General features: G+C 51.4%; 19 protein-coding genes. 15 read left to right on the top strand and 4 right to left on the bottom strand.

The features are described 5' to 3' along the window. Window positions 1-11 precede the first annotated feature (11 nt). Window positions 12-296, bottom strand: a complete 285-nt coding sequence (locus M0646_RS04450) for an RNA-binding protein (protein WP_149818540.1) — start codon at window positions 294-296, stop codon at window positions 12-14. Between the two features lie 234 nt (window positions 297-530). Between M0646_RS04450 and mnmA the strand changes: the two genes are divergently transcribed. From mnmA to M0646_RS04410, 8 genes are all read left to right on the top strand, one after another. After that, on the top strand, window positions 531-1,640 hold the full coding sequence (gene mnmA, locus M0646_RS04445) for a tRNA 2-thiouridine(34) synthase MnmA (protein WP_149818537.1): 1,110 nt from the start codon (window positions 531-533) through the stop codon (window positions 1,638-1,640). 14 nt (window positions 1,641-1,654) lie between these two features. Then, entirely contained in the window at window positions 1,655-1,885 is a 231-nt protein-coding gene (locus M0646_RS04440; protein ID WP_149818535.1) for a DNA-directed RNA polymerase subunit omega, read from the top strand. A 5-nt stretch (window positions 1,886-1,890) separates the two neighbouring features. Continuing rightward, window positions 1,891-2,571 carry a hypothetical protein gene (locus M0646_RS04435; protein ID WP_149818533.1) on the top strand — a complete coding sequence of 227 codons (681 nt, stop codon included), beginning with the start codon at window positions 1,891-1,893 and terminating at the stop codon, window positions 2,569-2,571. 25 nt (window positions 2,572-2,596) lie between these two features. Beyond that, on the top strand, window positions 2,597-5,188 hold the full coding sequence (locus M0646_RS04430; RefSeq protein WP_286649908.1) for a TIGR03960 family B12-binding radical SAM protein: 2,592 nt from the start codon (window positions 2,597-2,599) through the stop codon (window positions 5,186-5,188). Continuing rightward, complete coding sequence (locus tag M0646_RS04425; protein WP_286649907.1) at window positions 5,185-5,880, top strand: N-acetylmannosamine-6-phosphate 2-epimerase; 696 nt, start codon at window positions 5,185-5,187, stop codon at window positions 5,878-5,880. Before M0646_RS04430 ends, M0646_RS04425 begins: the two co-directional genes overlap by 4 nt. A gap of 119 nt (window positions 5,881-5,999) precedes the next feature. Further along, entirely contained in the window at window positions 6,000-6,635 is a 636-nt protein-coding gene (locus M0646_RS04420) for a peroxiredoxin (protein ID WP_149818527.1), read from the top strand. 125 nt (window positions 6,636-6,760) lie between these two features. Beyond that, complete coding sequence (locus M0646_RS04415) at window positions 6,761-7,456, top strand: DUF3153 domain-containing protein (RefSeq protein ID WP_190278220.1); 696 nt, start codon at window positions 6,761-6,763, stop codon at window positions 7,454-7,456. A 6-nt stretch (window positions 7,457-7,462) separates the two neighbouring features. Continuing rightward, window positions 7,463-8,497: an AI-2E family transporter gene (locus M0646_RS04410; RefSeq protein ID WP_286626766.1), complete on the top strand. Its 1,035-nt coding sequence runs from the start codon at window positions 7,463-7,465 to the stop codon at window positions 8,495-8,497. Here M0646_RS04410 and M0646_RS04405 read toward each other — a convergent pair. Beyond that, window positions 8,494-9,129, bottom strand: coding sequence for an EcsC family protein (locus M0646_RS04405; protein WP_286626764.1), 636 nt, complete (start codon window positions 9,127-9,129; stop codon window positions 8,494-8,496). The genes M0646_RS04410 and M0646_RS04405 overlap by 4 nt on opposite strands. 132 nt (window positions 9,130-9,261) lie before the next feature. Between M0646_RS04405 and M0646_RS04400 the strand changes: the two genes are divergently transcribed. The 7 genes from M0646_RS04400 to M0646_RS04370 all read left to right on the top strand — a co-directional run bounded on the left by M0646_RS04400 (window position 9,262) and on the right by M0646_RS04370 (window position 16,408). Continuing rightward, on the top strand, window positions 9,262-9,921 hold the full coding sequence (locus tag M0646_RS04400; protein WP_399374240.1) for a transposase: 660 nt from the start codon (window positions 9,262-9,264) through the stop codon (window positions 9,919-9,921). A gap of 217 nt (window positions 9,922-10,138) precedes the next feature. Further along, on the top strand, window positions 10,139-11,671 hold the full coding sequence (locus M0646_RS04395; RefSeq protein WP_286626762.1) for a protein O-mannosyl-transferase family: 1,533 nt from the start codon (window positions 10,139-10,141) through the stop codon (window positions 11,669-11,671). Window positions 11,672-11,746: 75 nt separating this feature from the next. Next, window positions 11,747-13,153 carry a UbiA family prenyltransferase gene (locus M0646_RS04390; RefSeq protein ID WP_286626761.1) on the top strand — a complete coding sequence of 469 codons (1,407 nt, stop codon included), beginning with the start codon at window positions 11,747-11,749 and terminating at the stop codon, window positions 13,151-13,153. Then, entirely contained in the window at window positions 13,150-13,557 is a 408-nt protein-coding gene (locus M0646_RS04385) for a GtrA family protein (protein ID WP_286626756.1), read from the top strand. The genes M0646_RS04390 and M0646_RS04385 overlap by 4 nt, the downstream gene beginning before the upstream one ends. Continuing rightward, window positions 13,535-14,893 carry an FAD-binding oxidoreductase gene (locus M0646_RS04380; RefSeq protein ID WP_286626755.1) on the top strand — a complete coding sequence of 453 codons (1,359 nt, stop codon included), beginning with the start codon at window positions 13,535-13,537 and terminating at the stop codon, window positions 14,891-14,893. Before M0646_RS04385 ends, M0646_RS04380 begins: the two co-directional genes overlap by 23 nt. Continuing rightward, window positions 14,890-15,624, top strand: a complete 735-nt coding sequence (locus M0646_RS04375; RefSeq protein ID WP_286626754.1) for an SDR family oxidoreductase — start codon at window positions 14,890-14,892, stop codon at window positions 15,622-15,624. The genes M0646_RS04380 and M0646_RS04375 overlap by 4 nt, the downstream gene beginning before the upstream one ends. A gap of 7 nt (window positions 15,625-15,631) precedes the next feature. Then, on the top strand, window positions 15,632-16,408 hold the full coding sequence (locus M0646_RS04370) for an S-adenosyl-l-methionine hydroxide adenosyltransferase family protein (protein ID WP_149818507.1): 777 nt from the start codon (window positions 15,632-15,634) through the stop codon (window positions 16,406-16,408). Here the strand turns inward: M0646_RS04370 and M0646_RS04365 are convergent. Together M0646_RS04365 and M0646_RS04360 are read right to left on the bottom strand one after the other, a co-directional pair. After that, window positions 16,400-17,650 carry a VWA domain-containing protein gene (locus M0646_RS04365; protein WP_286626751.1) on the bottom strand — a complete coding sequence of 417 codons (1,251 nt, stop codon included), beginning with the start codon at window positions 17,648-17,650 and terminating at the stop codon, window positions 16,400-16,402. The two genes, M0646_RS04370 and M0646_RS04365, sit on opposite strands and share 9 nt — an antisense overlap. A 72-nt stretch (window positions 17,651-17,722) precedes the next feature. Then, entirely contained in the window at window positions 17,723-20,734 is a 3,012-nt protein-coding gene (locus tag M0646_RS04360; protein ID WP_286626750.1) for an SMC family ATPase, read from the bottom strand. Window positions 20,735-20,806 lie beyond the last annotated feature (72 nt).

The following is a 20,806-nucleotide window of genomic DNA, read 5'->3' as shown; positions in this document are numbered from 1 at the left end:
AGTTGCGGGAGTTAGCGATTACGGGAATAACGATTGTTGCCACCACCCATGGCTTCACGGGGGCGTGCCTTGTTGACCTTGAGTTGCCGTCCCATCCACTCGGCACCGTCGAGATCAGCGATCGCCGCCTCTTCTTCAGCATCCGTGGACATTTCCACAAAACCAAAGCCCCGCTTACGGCCTGTTTCCCGATCCACCGGTAAGTAGACTTGTTTGACGGAACCGTACTCGGCAAAAACGGCCTCTAGGTCTTCTTGGGTGGCCGTGTAGGAAAGGTTGCCGACATAAATAGACATAATCTGATCTGCTCCAAAGCAAAAATTGAACCATGTGTTGACGCTGACTTCGGAGAGACGACTGTCACGTAACCAACCTTCCCTAAAACCGAACTCAAGAATCGCTCTACTTAAAAAACTCAAGCGGCGATTACTCGCCAACCTTGTCTCCCGATTATAGCCGATTGCGATGGCCTGCGCTGCGAAAGTAGGGATGCTACCCTAAAAGAGGTAGATTTTTTGTGAATCTTAACAATGTCCGATTTACCGGCGGTTGTTGTTGGCCTTTCCGGCGGTGTTGATAGTTCCGTGGCCATTGCTAGCCTCAAAGCTCAAGGGTACCCCGTTGTTGGTCTGACGCTGTGGCTGATGAAGGGTAAGGGGCAGTGCTGCTCTGAGGGGCTAGTGGATGCGGCGCGTCTTTGTGAGGAGCTGGGAGTCCCTCACCATATTGTGGATAGCCGCGAAATTTTCGAGAAATATATTGTGAACTATCTGGTCAGTGGCTACGCCAGTGGGGTGACACCGCTGCCCTGTTCCCAATGCAACCGTTTGGTGAAGTTTGGGCCGATGCTCGCCTATAGCCGTGAGCAACTGGGGATTGACTACATTGCTACCGGGCATTATGCCCAAGTGAAATACAATCCCACGAGCGATCGCTATGAACTGTGGCGGGCGGTGGATCGTCATAAGGATCAAAGCTACTTTCTCTATGACTTGCCCCAAGAGATTCTGGCCCATGTGCTGTTTCCTCTTGGTCAGCAAACCAAGGCGCAGACCCGTGCCCTCGCGGCGCAGTATGGCCTGCACACCGCCAGTAAACCGGAAAGCCAAGATCTCTGCCTGATTGAAGCCCATGGCTCCATGCGCCAATTCTTGGATCAGTATCTGCCCAGTCAGCAAGGGGAAATTGTCGATGTCCATGGCCGGGTGCTGGGGTACCATCAGGGGATTCACCACTATACGATTGGCCAGCGCAAAGGCTTGGGAATTGCGGCACCTGAACCGCTTTATGTGGTGGCCTTGGATCGGGAACACAATCGCGTCATTGTCGGCGATCGTGCCACCGCCGGCCGTCGTGAGTGTACAGTGGCCCGGGTGAACTGGGTCTCGATTCCCCCTCCCACAGAACCGATCACAGCCACGGTACAAATTCGCTATCGTACTCCTCCGGTGCCGGTAACCATCATTCCCGCTGCCAACGCTGAGCAGGTACAATTGGAGTTTGCTGAACCGCAATTTGGGGTAACGCCGGGGCAAGCGGCGGTTTGGTATGCGGGCGATCGCCTGCTGGGGGGCGGCATTATCCAGCCCTTTGTGACACCGACACCACAACCCCTACAAGCAATGGCCACCCACGTTTAAGGAAAAGACTGACCATGCAAAAGCGCCTTCATTACTCAGCCTTGGAAATTAACCGCCGAGCGGAAGAATTAATCAAGCACTCCGCCAATCGCTATCGGATTACGGTGCAAATTGCCAACCGGGCGAAACAGCGGCGGGGGCTAGAGGCCAGTGAAGATCTCGATGATCTGCCCCTGAAGCCGGTGACCCGTGCCATTATCGAAATGTCCGATGAAATTGCTCAACCGGAGTTACTGGCAGATTAGGCGCCATGGGAAGACGACGGGGCTGGACGTTTTTGGGCTGGGTGACGGGGGGGTGCTTGCTGGCACTTTTGTGGTTGCCCCTGAGCAGTACTTGGAGTGTGGGGCGATCGCAACCTGACCCCAACCTACCCGATGCCACTGCCCAAATTCTCATTAACCCGCGGCTGGTGGCAGAAACCCTCTATCCCAAATTGCCCGCTTTACCGAAGGAAAACCACTATATCCGCCAAGAAAATCGTCAGCCCGCGCCGGAGAGTACCCTCCTAGAGCGATTCATTGTCTATCACACCACGGTCAAAGGGCGATCGCCCCTCTACCGTTTTGACTGGAAAATTTCCCTTGCTGACTATTTGGGGCTGAATGACTTCCTGCGGGGAGAAACCTATCCGGGACGTTCTTACCTGACAGTCAACCCCATGGAAGGGGATATTGCTGCTATTCGCCAACTCAATCGCCAACAACGGGATGCCTTGGTGAGCACACTGGCCACCTTCTACGCCCAGCAAGCGGGGTTACCCACGACTACGCCCCAGCGTCCCCAACCCCAAACAACACTGCCAGAACCGACATCGAGACCTCCCACCGTTTTGCCCCCCGTTCCCCAACCTGGCAGTGCTGGACTTTTGGCGCCCCCCGAACCCCCCCGCCCGATGCCCACTGGGGAATCCCGTTTTTTACTGCCCTAGATGTTTGCAATTGGGTTCATGAGTCATGGTTGTTCCGATTACTGAGTTGCTCACCCCAGAGATTCTCAAACCTGCTCGCTATTTGGGCAATGAGCGAGGGGCGGTTCATAAGCCATGGCAGGCCGCAACGGTGCGCTGGGTGCTCAGCTATCCGGAAATCTATGAGGTGGGCGCCTCGAACTTAGGACACATTATTCTCTACAACATTCTCAATGCCGTCCCCGATCAACTGTGCGATCGCGCCTACTTACCCGCAGCGGATTTAGCCGCCAAATTGCGAGTGACCCAAACTCCCCTTTTTGCTGTGGAATCGCGCCGTGCCCTGCGGGAGTTTGACCTCATTGGCTTTAGCCTCAGTTATGAGTTGGGTGCCACGAACATTCTGGAAATGCTCGACTTGGCTGGCTTACCCCTGACTTGGCGAGAACGCCAACAGGCACCCCTAGAAGAGATTCCCCTTATCTTTGCCGGTGGACAGACAGCGACATCAAACCCTGAACCCTACGCTGACTTCTTTGACTTTTTTGCCCTTGGGGATGGCGAGGAACTCTTGCCCGAAATTGGCCTCGTGGTGGCAGAAGGCAAACGAGCCGGCTTGAGTCGGCAGGACTTGCTATTGGATTTGGCACAGGTGCCGGGGGTCTATGTGCCGCAATTTTACGATCGCCAAGGGGATGGCTCTGTTAAACCCAATCGCCCCGATGTGCCTGAGCGCATTTTGCGGCGAGTAGCTACCCCGATGCCCCACTATGCCATTGGCTTGGTGCCCTATGTAGAAACCGTTCACGATCGCTTGACGGTGGAAATTCGCCGGGGCTGTACGCGCGGCTGTCGCTTTTGCCAACCGGGGATGCTCACCCGCCCTGCCCGCGATGTTGCCCCCGATGAGGTGATTGCTGCCATTGAAACGGGGATGCGCGCCACGGGCTACAACGAGTTTTCGCTACTGTCGTTAAGTTGCTCCGACTACTTGGCTTTGCCCGCCGTGGGTGTGGAAATTAAAAACCGCCTGCAAAACGAGAACATCTCCCTCTCACTCCCCAGCCAGCGGGTGGATCGCTTTGATGAAAACATTGCCCATATTGTGGGGGGCACGCGCCAAGGGGGACTGACCTTTGCCCCGGAAGCGGGAACACAGCGGCTACGGGACATTATTAACAAAGGTCTGACCAATGAGGAACTGCTGCGGGGGGTCAAAACTGCCTACGAACAGGGCTGGGATAAGGTCAAGCTCTACTTTATGATTGGCCTGCCGGGGGAAACCGATGCCGATGTGTTAGGCATTGCTGAAACGATCCGTTGGCTGAAGCGAGAATGCTGGATCAAGGGACGCAAACCCCTGAGCTTTAACCTGACCATTTCCAACTTTACCCCCAAGCCCCATACGCCCTTCCAGTGGCACGCGGTCTCCACCAGTGAGTTTCTACGCAAACAGGAGCTACTGAAGGCGGAATTCCGCACGATCAAGGGGCTAAAGGCCAACTTTACCGATGTGCGCATCTCAGCAATGGAAGACTTTGTCGGTCGGGGCGATCGCCAACTGGGGCCAGTGATCCGCCGCGCGTGGGAATTGGGGGCACGGGAAGATTCTTGGTGGGAAAGCCTCGATCGCGCCTATGCCGCTTGGACGCAAGCCATTCAAGAAGCTGGCCTGGACTGGAAATACCGTCAACTGGAAGCGGGTGAGTGGAATGTCTTTAGTGGTGGCAGCCACAACCTCGATGCTCCCCTGCCTTGGGATCACATTGATACGGGCATTAGTAAAACATGGCTGAAGGAAGACTTGCACCGTGCCCTAGAAGCGGTTGTTGTTCCCGATTGTTCCTTTGAGGGCTGCTCCCATTGTGGCGTCTGTGGCATTGACTTTGGCCATAACGTGGTCGTGCCGCCCCCCCCGATTCCGCCCATTCAAGGTCAGCCCCAAGCCCCCCAAGAACGGGTGCAACGTCTGCGCCTCACCTTTGGGAAAACTGGGGAAATGACGCTTCTCAGCCATTTAGATCTACTGCGCCTCTTTGAGCGAGCAGTACGCCGTGCCCATCTACCCATTGCCTTTACGGGGGGATTTCATCCTTCACCCCGCATCTCCACCGCCAGCGCCTTGCCCCTTGGGGTGACCAGTTATGGCGAAATTGTTGATCTGGAATTTTATCGCGAGGTGGATCCGCCAACGGTGCTGGAGCAATTGCGGCAACAACTGCCGGCGGAGGTGCCCCTTTACACCTGGGAAGTGGTGCCCTTAAGTGAACCGGCAGCGAGTCAAGCCCTGCGGGCAGCTACTTATGAACTGCTCATCCGTACCCCTGAACCCGTGGAGCGGGGCACTTGGCAACAGTGGTTAGAGGATTTGCGAGCCACCCCTGAAATTCTCTATGAGCTAACCACCAAGTCAGGGAAAACCCAAGTGGTGAATTTGCGCGATCGCCTGCTGGAGATCCGCCTCAAGGAGCACCAAGACCACTGGCCGATGATGAGCCTGATCTACACGGGGGTCTGTCGCAACGATGGCACATTCCTGCGGCCAGAGCATTGCCTTTACTTGCTGGAGAGGGTGAGTGGTCTGTCCTTGGAACTGGGGGCGATCGCCCGCCAGAAATTGCATTTAGAGACACCATGAACCTAGCAACAGAAATTCGCGGCGGTCTGATTGTCTCCTGCCAAGCACCGCCCGATTCTCCCCTAGCCGTCCCAGAGATTATTGCAGCCATGGCAAAAACCGCTGTTTTACGGGGGGCAGTGGCCGTGCGCATCAATACCCCAGCCCATATTCAGGCGGTGCGCCAAGCGGTAAAGGTGCCCATTATTGGCCTCTGGAAACAGGTGTTGCCCGAGTACCCCGTGTATATTACGCCTCGCTTTGCCGATGCAGTGGCCGTTGCTGCTGCCGGTGCCGATGTGATTGCCCTCGATGCCACAGCGCGATCGCGCCCTGAACCCCTACAGGACTTGATTCAGCGAATTCACGATGAACTGGGCAAGCCCGTCATGGCCGACATTGACTCCCTTGCAAGTGCTGAAGCGGCGGTTGCTGCCGGTGCTGATTGGGTGGGCACGACCCTCTTTGGTTACACCGAAACCACGGCGCATACCCCACCCCCCAGTTGGGCGCTCCTGAGTCAGCTTGTTGAGCACCTCAATGTCCCTATTCTCTGTGAAGGGGGGATTGCCAGTTCCACAATGGCTGCAAAAGCCTTGAATTTGGGCGCTTGGGCAGTGGTCGTGGGCACGGATATTACGGGTATTGACCTCAAGGTGCAGCAGTATGTCCAGACCCTAAAGGCAACGACGATTGAAAATTCTCAACCCTAAATCCTATCCAATTCTATCGGTTTGTATATTTTCCTCTATATTCCGACCGATAAACGAGAGTTTGTGGCAAGATAGAATCCGTAGCTAAAGATACATCGTTAGCCTAGGAGCCACCATCTATGAGCCTAAAACTTGGGGATGTCGTACCCAACTTTACCCAAGCGTCTTCCATGGGGGAAATCAACTTCTATGAGTGGGCAGGGGATAGCTGGGTTGTATTGTTTTCCCACCCAGCGGATTACACCCCCGTTTGTACGACAGAACTGGGCGAAGTGGCGCGGTTACGCTCAGAATTTGAGAAGCGCAATGTCAAAACCTTGGCCTTGAGTGTGGATAGTGTGGAGTCCCACCTCGGCTGGATCAAAGACATTGAAGAAGTCAACAACGTCAAGGTGGATTACCCGATTTTGGCAGACGAAGATAAAAAAGTCTCCAACCTCTACGACATGATCCACCCCAACTCCCTCAACAACCTGACGGTGCGCACAGTCTTTATCATTGACCCCCAAAAACGCCTGCGCTTGACCTTGACCTATCCCGCGAGCACGGGGCGTAACTTTGCTGAGATTCTGCGGGTGATTGATTCGCTGCAACTGACGGACAACTACAGTGTGGCCACCCCCGTCAACTGGCAAGAGGGTCAAGAGTGCGTGATTGTGCCTTCCCTCAGCGATGAAGAGGCGAAGCAGAAGTTTCCCAAGGGCTTCAATGCTGTTAAGCCCTATCTGCGGTTGACACCTCAACCCAACAAATAGCCTAGATTAGCCTAGACAAGTTATGGCGACACCCTGAGCTGTTCGGGGTGTTTTTTTGTGCCTTGGCAGCATCCCAAGATAGGATAATCTTGCACAGCAAAACCAAGGAAAGGAATAGAGGCGGAATGCAGCGCTGGATACTTTGGCTCTTGATACCCCTTGTGGTCTGTTTGAGTGGATGCGTCCAAGCAGATATGGTCATCCAGCATCAGGGACAAACTGGGGGGAGCCTAACCTACACGCTGACGCTGCCCCAACCCGATCTCCCTTTTACAGAACAGGTGATTCAGCAGGCGCGCCGCTTGGGGGGAGTGGTCAAGGAACGCGATAAAACCCATCTTCAGCTGACGATTCCCTTTGACACCAGCCAGCAATTGGCCACTGTCCTCAACCGCATCGGTGGTGTGCCCTATCTTCCCCAAGTCACTGCTGAGGCGGAGATTTTTGACCAGAACTGGTTGCTCTTTGTACGGGAGCGCTTTCGCTATGACATTGATCTGCGCCCCTTGGGCATTGAGTCCCGTGATCAAGCTGTTTTGGTGGCACCGCAGTCGCTCCTGAAGTTTCAACTTGCCCTAGAAACCCCTTGGGGGGCACGCCCGATTGAGCGTCCAGCCACTACTGCTGATACCGTGGTCAATCCTCATGTTCAGCAAAGGGGCGATCGCCTGACTTGGACATTGATGCCCGGTTATCTGAATCACCTAGAGGCAGCCTATTGGTATCCGAGTCCCTTGGGTTGGGGCACACTGGCGATCGTGGGCTTGCTGGTGCTGGGCAATTGGTTACGCACTCGCCTGCCTAGGAGTCATTCAACCTAGAGTCCCATGAGATGGTCTGGCCCGCCGCAGAGTTGGCAACGGTATCTTGCCTATTTAATAGCGGGACCTTTGATTGTCCTCAATCTCTGGGTGGCGGAGCAGGTTTACCTTTACTTTGAATATCCGATTAATCTCCTTGTCATTGCCGCCATCTTGGCTTTTTTGCTCAATCAAGTGGTGATTCGCCTCTGTGCTCGTGGTTTGCGGCGGCGGAATGCGATCGCCCTTGTGTTACTGATTACTCTTTTAGTGGTCAGTGTCTTGATGCTGTTGCTGCTCCCCCTTGCTATTCAACAGGCGGAAGAACTCCTGAATCAACTGCCAGAGTTGGCGGATACCAGCAATCAAAATTTGCGCCATCTGGATCAACTACTGCGCCGCTACCGCTTTCCCGTGGGGGTGAATGACTTGATGGAAGAGCTGACGATCCAGCTCAAAGGGATTGCCGCCATGTTACCCGGTGTGGCGATTACAACCCTAACTAAATTTGTTGATGTGCTCCTCGTGCTAATCCTAACGGTGTATATGCTCTTTTATGGCAGTGAAATTTGGCGCGGAATCATGAAACTGGTACCCAAGCCTTGGCGACAGATGGTGGATTACTCGCTGCGGCTGAATATTCGCAGTTTTTTCTCAGCACAGCTTTTTCTGGGGTTGTTTATGTTTCTTGCCCTGATTCCCTTTATGATCGCCTTCAAGGTCAATTTTGGCTTTCTCTTTGCCCTGATCATTGGTATTGCCCAGCTCATCCCTGTGGTGGGGGCGACCTTGGGCATTGGTTTAGTGACACTGCTCATCCTCTTTCAGAATGCGTGGCTGGCTTTGAATATTTTCGTGATTGCTGTGGTCTTGCAACAAATTAAGGATAACGTGCTTACCCCAAAGTTACTGGGGGACTTGATGGGCCTGAATCCCCTCTGGCAGTTTATTGCTCTGCTCATTGGCGGACGGGTGGCAGGTTTTTTGGGAATTTTGCTGGCCATTCCCCTAGCCGCAACGCTGAAAACCGTCCTAGAGTCTGAGCCTGTCGAAGACACCTAACTAGGCGATCGAAACGTTTTGATCACCGTACACACCCCATGACCGCAAATGTTCATCATGACGGCATTCGTCGCCCCGCCAATCACGCCACTCACAAGGGGAACGGCCTGCGCAGGTAGGGTGAGACTTTTGCTCGAGGCTTTGCCAAAAATCTGCCGCAAAAGGGGAGGCGGCAGCTGCCTGAAGACTGCCATCAGCACTTGGGATAAATTTTTTTGCGCCGCCCGCCGGCCAAAGGTCTTGAAGATTTGCCGACAAAATTGGGTACCGAAGTGGTTTGCAAGTTCAGCGGCAGTAAACCCCAAGGCAGTGGGAATCAGCATCATCAGCACATTTTTGTTTTCGGGATCTAAGCCATAGATGATGAACAGCGCCGCTGCCAGCTTGATTTGGGCATAGTAAAAGTAGGCAATTTCGAGGGGCATGCCAGCCCAGCCCATGACGCCAGTGGCGACTCCAGAACCCACTGACCAGAGGGTGGCTTCATAAATTGCGTGGTTGGCCATGCGATCGCGATCGCCACCCCAGTGGGGATCACGAAGAAACTCGTATCCCCATTCTCGACCATCCTGAATAGCAAGAAGCATGAGGTTGAGCAGCCAATCGGGTATAGACGCTGACGCTGTGGCCATAGGCTTAAGAAATAATTGTCAACTTAAGGGATGGCGTTGGCACAGAAGTGTTGAAAGATAGTTTGAGAGGCTAGAAAAAAGGGAAGAAATGTCATATTCTTCCCTTAAAAGAAGAAAAACAGTCAACTTACTATGGCATCTTTTGCAACTCTTGTCAAGTCCATTCTCAATCGGCTCAGCCCCTGTGACTACCCCGTGCTGAACTCTCAATTGTTCTTCAAAATCTGGTTGACCTACGTTCTCGACCAAGGGTTAACCAGTATGAGAGCCTTATTTTATCGCTTGAATCATGCAGGGATTACAAATGCTGTTGTAATCATGGATAGAGGGTTTGCGAGCTGGCAATTTTTAGAGCGACTGAGTGAGAGGAAGTGCTCATTTGTTGTACGTATCAAGAATAACATGAGAATAAAGCTCAATCATGAGAGATATCGCGTGGTTCAATTTTTTGACGAGAATCAAAGGGAGTTTCGTATAGCGACAAATCTAAAGGAGCTGAGTGATGAGGAAGTGAGTGAGTTATATCGGCATCGGTGGGCGATTGAGAACCTATGGAAATTTCTGAAGATGCATTTATCATTAGACAAGTTGATTACGAAGAGTTTGAACGGGGTGATAAATCAGATTTATATGGTTTTAATTGCCTATTTAATTTTAGAGCTGGTGGAGATAACTGAATACTTTGGGAAGAAGCTATTAGACAAATTGCGATATTTGCAACTGGAACTCAGTCGTCGCTGCTCGATAGTGCATTGGAGCTTTGATTGGCAGCCAGAGCTACTGGTCACTTAAAATGTTAAGTTTTGTTGCAGGATTCAACACTTCTGACCAAGTTCCTGTAGTATGTTTGTGACTGAGGTCTCCTCACGAAGGATCACAGAATTCTTGGGAAAAGTAGTGCTAATCACAGGCTTTTGTGTTTTGTGTTAAGATGTTAAAATATACACGGATTTTGTATGGTCACAGTAGTTTTCAGTAACAATTCTGATATTTTAATTATTCTGAGGATATGCGCCGCTCTATCAATTCAACCTCATATAATAGCTTAATTACTCCTTCAATTACCTTTTTAGTTGGTTTAATAATTTATACACTAACACTTGCGCCTACAATATCATGGGGTGATAGTGCCGATCTTGCTCTCAGAATGCTTAGTACACAAGATACAACTTTCATAGGTAGTCATCGAGAGTATAAGTTATTCCTTTCAATAGGCCAATTTTTCCAAGCAATTCCTTTTGGTGATGTCGGTGCTAGGGCTAATTTTGTTTCGGCTTTCTTTGGTGCAGTAACCGTAGCCTTGGTAACATGGATAGTACAAGTAATTACCCTTAATAGAACTGCCTCTGTTCTTGCAGGTACTAGCCTCATTGTATCTCACAGTTTTTGGCTGCTGTCAGTCATTGCTGAAGTTTATACTTTTAGTACTACATTAGCTTTTGCAACTCTTGGCAGCATAGTCTATTGGAGTCGCTACAATGCACACCACTCGAAATACTTTTTGTTACTCTCCTATGGTTTAGCAGGATTTAGTTTACTTCATCTGCCAACTGGCTTAATTCTTCTAGTAGCTATCGTTTCCTTAACATTCATTCGATGGAGGCAGACTAATCTAGCTAATTTTGCTATTTGTCTAGCTATCTTCTTTCTAGTTTCTCATACATACTGGAACAATGTTTTCTTGGAATTACTTTCAGGTCAAAGTATTTTCAAGGCACTTGGATTGGTCATGACTCAAAATTCATTTTATGAAGTTTCGCCTTTACGTGAATTTTTTAAATTTTTTGCTTATCTGGCATATAATTACTTTGGTCTCTCTATTTTAATTGGCTCAGTTGGAGTCGTTGCTTCTATTTGGTTTCGTGTGTTTGAGGCATTACCTATTATCATTTGGGGCGGAACATTCATATATGCAGGGTCGATAAGTTCTATTCCTGATAAATTCAATGTTTATATTCATGTCTATCCAGCATTTTCGGTTTTTGTTGGTTTGGGGATTGCCTATCTTACACATCTATATCCTTTCTTTCGTAGGAATATTATTTTACTGTTTTTAGCAATTGCATTAATTCCCCCAATCACATATTTTTCCGCAGTTAAATTTAGTGAAATTACGAAAATAGATATAGTTGGAGCAAGAGTAGCACCATTGCGAGATAATAATTGGTACTTCTTATGGCCACCTAAAAATGGAGACTACTCACCTAGACTATTTGCTGAAACGGCTTTAAGTAATGTATCCAAAGATGGTATTTTGATAGCAGATTATACACTGTGGAGACCTTTACTATTTATTCAGACCATTGATAAGTATAGGACAGATGTTCGATTAATTTTTGTAGAAAGACTGTTTTCGGAGGGAGTTGTAAATTGGATTGATCGCAATATTGATGATAATCAGATATTTATTGCAGCAATTGAACCACCTGCTTATTATCAGTTAGATGAAGTGATCAAAAAATATCAACTTGAGCAAAAAGGAATTATTTATCAAATTATTCCAAAATTAAACTCATCTAGCTCACTGAGTAATCACCCATGACCTTAAATCGCTGTGACAATAGAGTTCTATCTATCCCATTTTTTACTTCCGCCTTTCTATTTCTGGCATGAATAGATGATTTACCTTGCAGTTGATTTAGATAAAACACTACTGAAAACAGATGTTCTGCTGGAATTAATCTGGTCGTCTTTTAGTCAGTCTCTAATTCAATTATTCAAAACAAGAAGTTTTAATCGCGCCCAGATCAAAAGAAAATTAGCCACTCTCTCTAAAATAGAGGTTACATCACTACCCTATAATTCAGAAGTTATTCAGTATATCCAAGCTTGGAAAGCAAGGGGGGGTAAGGTTGCTCTCGTCACTGCCACTGATCAACTCATTGCTGATAAGATTGCTGCCCATTTAGGGCTTTTTGACGAGGTTTATGGGTCTGATGGCCAGCTTAATTTGAAGGGAGAGCATAAGGCAAGGTTCATTATAGAGCGTTTTGGTGAGAAAAACTTTATCTACATGGGGGACTCTGAGGCTGATTTGCCTGTGTGGGCAGTTGCGGCCAAAGCAATGACGGTCAATGCGTCTCCTCGGCTACGCAAAAAAGTCGAGCAAATTAATCCCAATGTGGAACATCTCGGCAGCGCAAAACGAAGTATTAAGCCCTACCTGAAAGAAATCCGCCCCCATCAGTGGGTGAAAAATAGTTTGGTCTTTGTGCCTATGCTCGCGGCACATCAATTTGATTTACCAACCTTTTGGATTTCGCTGTTGGCAGTGGTTGCCTTTAATTTCACGGCTTCTAGTGTCTATGTCTTAAATGATCTTTTGGATTTGCAGGCCGATCGCGCCCATCCCCGCAAGCGTCATCGTCCCTTTGCCGCTGGGGATCTTCCCCTCTGTCATGGCATCTGGATGATTTTGGTGCTTTTAGGACTGGGAATGGCGATCGCCACCACTATTAGTTGGTCATTTCTGGGCATTCTGCTGGCCTATTATGGTCTCACAACTGCCTACTCCTTTTACCTAAAGCGACGGATTATTATTGACATTTGCACGCTGGCTGGTCTTTACACCATTCGCATCTTTGCGGGTGCGGTTGCCACAAAAATTTCCCTCAGTGTCTGGCTTTTGGCCTTCTCCATCTTTTTCTTCTTTTGCCTAGCAACAGTCAAGCGGCAAGCAGAACTGGTGGATCATCGTCACCGCAAACAACTCAAGACCAGTGGTCGGAGCTATCATATTGACGATTTGCCGATTATTAGCATGATGGCCATTGGGGCGGGTTATGTCTCAATTTTGGTGCTGGCACTCTATATCAACTCTCCCCAAGTGCAGCTTCTTTACACAAGACCACAGGTGCTCTGGGGTATTTGCTGTGTGCTGCTATATTGGATTACCCGCACCATCCTGCTGACCCATCGCGGGTTGATGCACTATGATCCAATTGTTTATGCAATTAAAGATCGCCAAAGTCAAATTTGTTTCTTGATCTGCCTAGTTCTCTTTATTCTTGGTGGGATTCTATGAGTTTGCAAACTCTGATTATTCGCTATACAGTTTTTGCGGTTATTGCCACCTTTATGAATTTATTTTTTCAAAGGGTGATATTACTCATTGATAATAGTTTCCCTTATTTTATAACCGCAGTGGCAGTGGGTACCCTCGTGGGTTTGGTAGTGAAATACTATCTGGATAAGCGCTGGATTTTTTTTGATCATAAAAAGGGTGTGCATCACTATAGCCGTCAATTTAGTCTGTATGCTTCGATGGGGATTTTCACAACGGCCATCTTTTGGGGATTTGAAACTGTATTTTGGTTGATTTGGCACAGCCATTTCATGCGCGAAATTGGCGCCATTATTGGTCTAGCCATTGGCTATGTTGTCAAGTATCACTTAGATAAACGATATGTCTTTTCCCATCACCCATAGGAGCTATCTACAACCGCTCTGCGGCTGGGGGCGGTATCCTGTGCAGACCTGTCATGTCTATTGCCCGCGCTCAGAATCCGAAATTCTCCAGCTTCTCAAGAGGGATTTGCCGCTCATTGCCCGAGGAAATGGCCGTGCCTACGGCGATAGCGCCCTCAATGGCGAAGCAACGCTGCAAATGCGCCACTTCAATCGCCTATTGGGGTTTAATCCGCACACGGGTCAATTGATTGCTGAGGCGGGGGTGCTGCTGGCGGAGATTCTCGAGATTTTTGTGCCTCGCGGTTGGTTTCCCTTGATTACCCCCGGTACAAAGTTTGTCACTGTGGGGGGCATGATTGCGGCTGATGTTCATGGCAAGAATCACCACAAAGAGGGCAGTTTTGTTCAGAGTTTGGACTGGCTGGATCTCCTCACCAGTGAGGGGCAAATTTATCGCTGCTCCCCTTCCGAAAATCAGGATTTGTTTTACTGGACGGTGGGGGGAATGGGCTTGACGGGGGTGATCCTCAGAGCCGCCTTTCGCTTGCGCCCCATTGAAACCGCGTGGATTCGCCAAACGACCCGCATCGCCAAGCATTTAGACGAGGTCATTGATCTCTTTGAGGCGGCTCAGGACGTGACCTACTCCGTGGCTTGGATTGATTGTCTGGCGACTGGTTCGCAGTTAGGACGGTCTGTGCTCATACTGGGCGAACATGCCACACGGGAGGAGTTGCCAGCCAAATATCGCCAAAGGCCACTGCGGACTCCGCAACGACGCAAACTCTCGATTCCCGTGGATTTTCCCAATGGTGCCTTGAATCCCTTGACGGTTCGCGCTTTTAATCAACTGTATTTTCTCAATCAGCAACGGCAAGCCAGCCAGTCCTTCGTGGATTGGGATCGCTTCTTCTATCCCCTTGATAGCTTATTGGGATGGAATCGCATCTATGGGCGGCGCGGTTTTGTCCAGTTCCAATGTGTCTTGCCCCTGAGCACTGCCCGTGAAGGTTTATCGGCGTTACTGCATTGCACGTCAGCCGCAGGAGCGGGATCCTTTCTGGCGGTCTTGAAGAAGTTGGGGGATCAACAGGGTTATTTTTCATTTCCCATGGCGGGTTATACCTTGGCCTTGGACTTTCCGATGTCGCAACGCACCCTCAAGGTTTTGGATCAACTGGAGGAGATCACCCTACACTATGGGGGTCGCTTTTACCTTGCCAAGGATAGCCATTTGACGCCGATGCGCCTGCGCCAGTCCGATGCTCGGGTAGAAACGTTTGTCAAGGTCAGGGATGCCCAACAGTGGACGGTGAATTTTGCTTCGGAACAGTCAAAGAGGTTACATCTATGAGGGCGCCTGTGCTGATTTTGGGGGCAACTTCCGATATGGGGCGGGCGATCGCCCAGCGGTTTGCAGCTCAGGGCTATCCGATTCAATTGGCGGCACGACAGGTGAGTCGCCTAGAGCCAGATAAAGCAGATCTGGAAATACGCTACGGCGTGGCCGTCAGTGTCCATGAATTTGATGTTTTAGCGGTGGAGACCCATGCAAGTTTTATCCAGCAACTCCCGGAGCAACCCGCGATCGTGATCTGCGTTGTTGGCTTTATGCCAGACCAAAAGGCATGTGAGCAAGATTTATCCCTTACCCTTGAAGTGATGCGCACCAATTATGAGGGGCCAGTCGTTATTTTGAGTCTCTTTGCCAATATGTTTGAGCAGCGGGGGTTTGGGACGTTAGTGGGGATTTCCTCTGTGGCCGGGGAACGGGGGCGGGCAAAGAATTACTGCTATGGCTCTGCCAAGGCGGGGTTTACAGCCTTTTTGTCGGGGTTGCGGCAGCGCTTGGCCAAATCGGGGGTTCGGGTCTTAACGGTTTTGCCGGGCTACGTGAGGACACGGATGACCGAAGGCATGAGGTTGCCCCCCCTACTCACTGCTCAGCCGCAGGAAGTGGCCAATGCGATCTTCACAGCCATAGAAAAAAAGAAAGATGTGATCTATGTGCGACCCATTTGGCGCTGGATCATGGTGATCATTCGTTGGATTCCTGAACCCTTGTTTAAGCGACTGTCTCTGTGAACTGCCTATGGCTCGCTGCATTACCCTACTGACGGATTTTGGCCATCAGGATGTTTATGTAGGGGTGATGAAGGGGGTGATTTTAAGTATTGATCCCCAAGCCCAAGTGATTGATCTGTGCCATGAAATTCCACCGCAGGATTGTCGCACGGCCAGTTTTCAACTGCTGCAAGCGGTGCCCTATTTTCCCCCGCAAACGGTGCATGTCGTGGTGGTGGATCCGGGGGTGGGAACCCGTCGGCGGGCGATCGCCCTTGATCTGGGGGTTGGCTATTGTGTGGGACCCGATAATGGGGTCTTTAGTCTAGTGGGCGATCGCTATCCCCCGCGGCGAGTGGTTGAACTCACCCAGCCGCAGTTTTGGCGTACCCCCAACCCCAGTGCTACCTTCCATGGGCGGGATATTTTTGCCCCCGTGGCCGCCCATTTAGGCGCAGGAACAGATTTCGCGCGCCTTGGCTCTGCCATTGAGCCAGACAGTTTGGTGCGCTTGCCCCACCTCACCTATGAAATCACCCCCCAAGGCATCCAAGGTTGGATTCAAGCGATTGATCACTTTGGCAATGTGATCACCACACTCCCTGCGGCGCTTTTAGCCAAGGGCTACCACCACATTCAGATTCAGGGGCAGCAGATTCCCCTCGTCCACACCTATGGTGATGTTCCACCTCAACATCTGATGGCATTAGTAGGCAGTCATGGGTTTATTGAGTTAGCCGTTAATGGCGGCAGTGCCCAAAGGGTGTTGGGTTGCCGCAATGGCGATGCCCTGTGGCTAATTTGAGGGGGGATTGCTCAGGACAGTTTTTGAAGCAATGCGCGTGCGCTTAAGGGCTGATTCACTGAGGGTGGATTGTTGCTGTAGCTCTTGAGCCGAGGCCTCAAGGACTTTTGCGGCTTCCGTATCCCCCAGTTGGAGAGCAGTTTTGGCCGCACTCTGAAGAAAGGTGGCAGCGCCAGCGGTGTCTCCCGATTGCAGTTTCGTTTCCGCCAGTTTCGTTTTGCGGTATTTTTCGAGGGTGAGAATGCTCTGCTGCACCTCTGGATCCACTTGGGGGATGTGCTCTGGTTCTGCTGTGAGCGTCAGGGGAATCCTCTCGGAGAAAAGGCCAGTGGCTTGCTGCACGGGGTCATCGTAGCGGACTTGGACAAAACCAATGAGGTGAGAGCCTGGGGGCAAGGGTTGGGTACTCAGGGTGATCAGGAGTGTGCGTTTGACGGTAGCGGAAACATCGCCAATCCGAATCACATACTCGTGGGGGGTGGGGCTGTCGTAGGTGAGTTCAATCGTATCGGGAGCCACTTGGTTGACTGGTTTGAAGTTCCCTAGTTGTGCCGCCTCACTCAGGGTCAATAGGACATGGGCATTGGTGTAGTCCACGCTGCTAATGTGGCTAAAGAGCGCTTGAAAACAGGGGATCGCCTGCTCAGCATACTCAATAAACATCAGCCGCCCGCCGCCTGCATCGGCAATTTGCTCGAGGACATCCTGATTCCAGTGAACGCCAAACCCTAAGGTATTAAACGTAATGTTGTACTCTGCTGCCAGCTTGGCCAGTTCAAGGCAGCGTTGGTTATCGCCGTGCTCATTTTCGCCATCGGTGAGCAAAAAGGCTTGGGAGATGGTTCCCTGTTTGCCTTTGGCCAACTCTGTCAGGGCCAGTTTCATCCCCAGATCAATGGCAGTGCCACCACTTGGCTCAAGGGTTGCAATTTGCTCCTTGATTGCGGTTTTATCCTGCACAAATTGATTGGGCACTAACACCTGAGCTTTGTGATCAAAGGCCACGATACTCAGGCGATCGCTCGGCTGTAATCGATCCACTAATGACTGAGCCGCTCGCTTGACCATTGCCAAAGGTTGCCATGCCATTGAGCCACTGTGATCCAAAATCAGGCAGAGATTGAGAGGAGCGCGCTGCTGTTGTTGTCGCTGTGCCGCTAACGTTAGTTCCAGTTGGCGCTGTGCCCCCTGTCCGGCACTGACAATGGGATCGCTGAGTTTGGCAATAAGTTCAACCGTCATTGGCAAAGTGTGCTGTTGCTGACTCTACTCTACCATTTTGCCGATATTGTGCCGCAAGCTGCTACCCCTGTCCTAGGTAATGATGCTGAGTTGGGAGGCTCCCCCTATTTTGGTGACTTCGATGCGGGTTTGAAAAGCTTCTTTGAGGGCAGGCACATGGGTAATGGCGAGGATGCAGTGAAATTCAGGGGCGATCGCGTTCAAGGCGGCAATCAGCCGTTCACAGCCCTGGGCATCTTGGGTTCCAAACCCCTCATCAATAATGAGAAACTGGACATCACTGCCGGAGCGCTGCGCCAACAATCGCGCCAAGGCTAAACGCAACGCAAAATTGATGCGAAAGGCTTCACCCCCAGAATAACTTTCGTAAGGTCGAGTCCCTTGGCAATCGGCAATGAGAATATCGAGGGTCTCAATGGGCTTAGTATCAGCGCCACTGCGCCGCCGACTGCGTTGGGTAATGAACTGCACATGGAGTTGATGATTGCTGAGGCGACCCAGGATATGGTTGGTTTCTGCCTCCAGATGGGGCAAGACCGTTTCAATGAGCATGGCAGGAATGCCATTTTTGCCTAGGGCTTGGGCTAGTTCGCAGTAGAGGCGGTATTGATAGCGGAGGTGGGCAAGGGTTTGCTGTCCCTGTTCGTATTCTTGGGCTAGGCGATGGAGTTGCTCTAATTCAGCGCTGAGTTTGCCATGCTGGGCAAGGTTAGCTTCGAGGGTCTGCTGCTGCTTCAGGAGTTCCTGTTGACATTGGTTCAGCTCGGCGGCAAGGCGGCTGGCGGCGCGTGCAGTGTCCTCAAGGGTAGCAAGTTTGTCAGTAATGCGTTGCAGTTGTTCCCGTTGTTGGTGCAGCGTTTCCTCTAGGTGCTGGAGGTCTTGGCGGAGTTGGGATTGGCGCGATCGCCCCCGTTGCAGGGTCTGATAGGCCTCACAGTTCGGTTCTAATGCCGCCAGTTGTGCCTGAATTTGGGCGTGCTGCTCAGGATCGTAGGCTAAGGCCGCCAACTGCTGATCAATGGTGGCCAAGGTTTGTGCCAAGGGGGAGAGGGTTTCAAGGGCATTGAGTTGGCGTTGCAGTTCTTCCTGTTGTGCCACTAGGGCCGGCAGTTGTTGCTGAATTTGGCGGTATTGCCGCTGCGCTTGGCGGAGTTCCTGTTCCTTGGCTTCGGCCCAACGCCATTTTTCCACTTGCCCGCGGGCGATCGCTAAATTTTTCTCGTCATAGTTGAGGCGCTTCAGTTCCGCCTCAATCGATTGTAGTTCCCCAAGGGTTTCCTGATGGCCGTTCCTCAGCTGCCGCTCAATCTGCTGAATTTCTGCAGCCAAGCGATTCAACTGAGGTTCCAAATCCTGTGTGCTCTGGAGTTGTTGCTGGAGTTGCCCCCGCTGCTCAAAGAGTTGCGTCAGTTGGGAAATCTCATGGGCAACCGTTGCATATTCCCGCCGCAGGACCTGAATTTCGCGCTCTGTGACTGCCAGCTGCTCGCGGATTACCCACACCTGATTGAGCAGTTCCTGTTTTTCAGCGACATGGCGCTGCAGGACAGCCTGGTAGTGCTCGGCATCGAGGGGACGTTGACACAGGGGACAGATGGCTCCCGGTTGATGGAGCAGTTCTAGGCGCTGGTTCAGTTGATGAATCTGCCGCTCGTATTCCCGCTGGCGGGCTTGCAGTTGCTCTAGGAAGCGGCGGCGCTCTAGTCCCTTTTCCCGCACATGGTCTTGATAAACCCGTTGTTTTTCAAGGGTTTCAATCTGTGTTGTAATCAGTATCACCGCCTCTTGGAGAGCAGGTTGTCGTTCCACCTGTTGGTGGAGATGCTGCCACAGCTGCTGCAATTCATCGCGCCGGCTGCGGAGGCGTTGCTCCTGCTGTTGCCGTTCCAGTTCAAGGCGCTGTTTGGCTTGCAGAAGGGGAAAGACTTTTTGTTGAAGCTCTTCCTGTGCTTGGAGCTGAGCGCGCGATCGCTGTAGCTGTTCAAAGGCAGCGACAATCTGATTTTCTTGCTTGAGGAGCTTTTCCAACTGCTGGCATTGTTCCAGAAGAAATTGCTGCTGGCTCTCCAATCCATGCAGGATGCGCAGAAGGTCTTGGCGCTGCTGGTCGAGGTTCTGCTGCTGGCGATCGCGCTGTTGGCGCAGCCGTTGATAGTCAGCAAAACACTGCTGCAATTGCGCTTCAGCGGTTTTCAGGCGCTGCCATTGGCTAACGGCGGCTTCCAAGAGGGGGGCACGGGCTTCTAGATCCGCAATCGCGGCCTGTTCTTGGCGGAGCGTCTGGCACTGCTGCTCGAGATGGGCGATTGTTGTCCCGAGGGTGTCTCGCTGCTGTTGCAGGTGTTCATAGTCCCGCTGTTGCAGTTGATGGACGTGGTAGGCGGCCTGTTGCTCTTGGAGCCGTTGTTGACACTGCTCGACTTGCTGCCGTTGCTGTTGAATCTGCTGGCTCACCGCTGCCTGTTGGGCGCGTAACTGCGGTTCTTGGGCGAGTTGCTCCCCTAGGCTCTGGAGGCGTTGTTCCAGAACGCTGATTTGGGCTTTGTAGTCACGGGCGCGATCGCGAGCCGCTTCCGCAAGGGTCTCGTATTGATCCAAGCCTAAAAGGGTGGCCAAGAGTTGCTTGCGTTCACTGGGGCGTTTGGCCATAAATTCATCGGCACGGCCTTGGCGCAGATAGGCACTGTTGACGAACGTGGCGTAGTCAAGGCGCAGAATTTGAATGATTTTTTCCTGTGTTGCTCGTAGCGATCGCCCCGTTAGCGAGGTATAGCCCGCTGCTGTTTGAATCTGCAACTCTAAAACCGTATGTTGCTCGCGTCGCCGCAACCGTACCACCCGATAGGTCTGCCCCTGAACGCTAAACTCAAACGTCACTTGGGCTTCCATTTCGCCGTAGTAGATCACATCATCCTCACGGCTAGCGCGGCTTTGCCCCCAGAGTGCCCAGGCGATCGCCTCAAGAAGCGAGGACTTGCCCGCCCCATTGGCACCACAAATACAGGCCAGATGTAACCCCGCAAAGGGAAGAGTGGCCTGGCGATAGCTGAGGAAATTGCGCAATACCAGTTGACGTGGAATCATAGGGCACCACACCCTTGATGTTTCCACAGTTTAGGGCATTCTCTAGCGAAGAATGCGTCACTTCTGAGACTC

The organism is Thermosynechococcus sp. B3 (assembly GCF_030323045.1).
Lineage (GTDB): Bacteria > Cyanobacteriota > Cyanobacteriia > Thermosynechococcales > Thermosynechococcaceae > Thermosynechococcus.
This window is presented reverse-complemented; position numbering and strand designations above follow the sequence as displayed.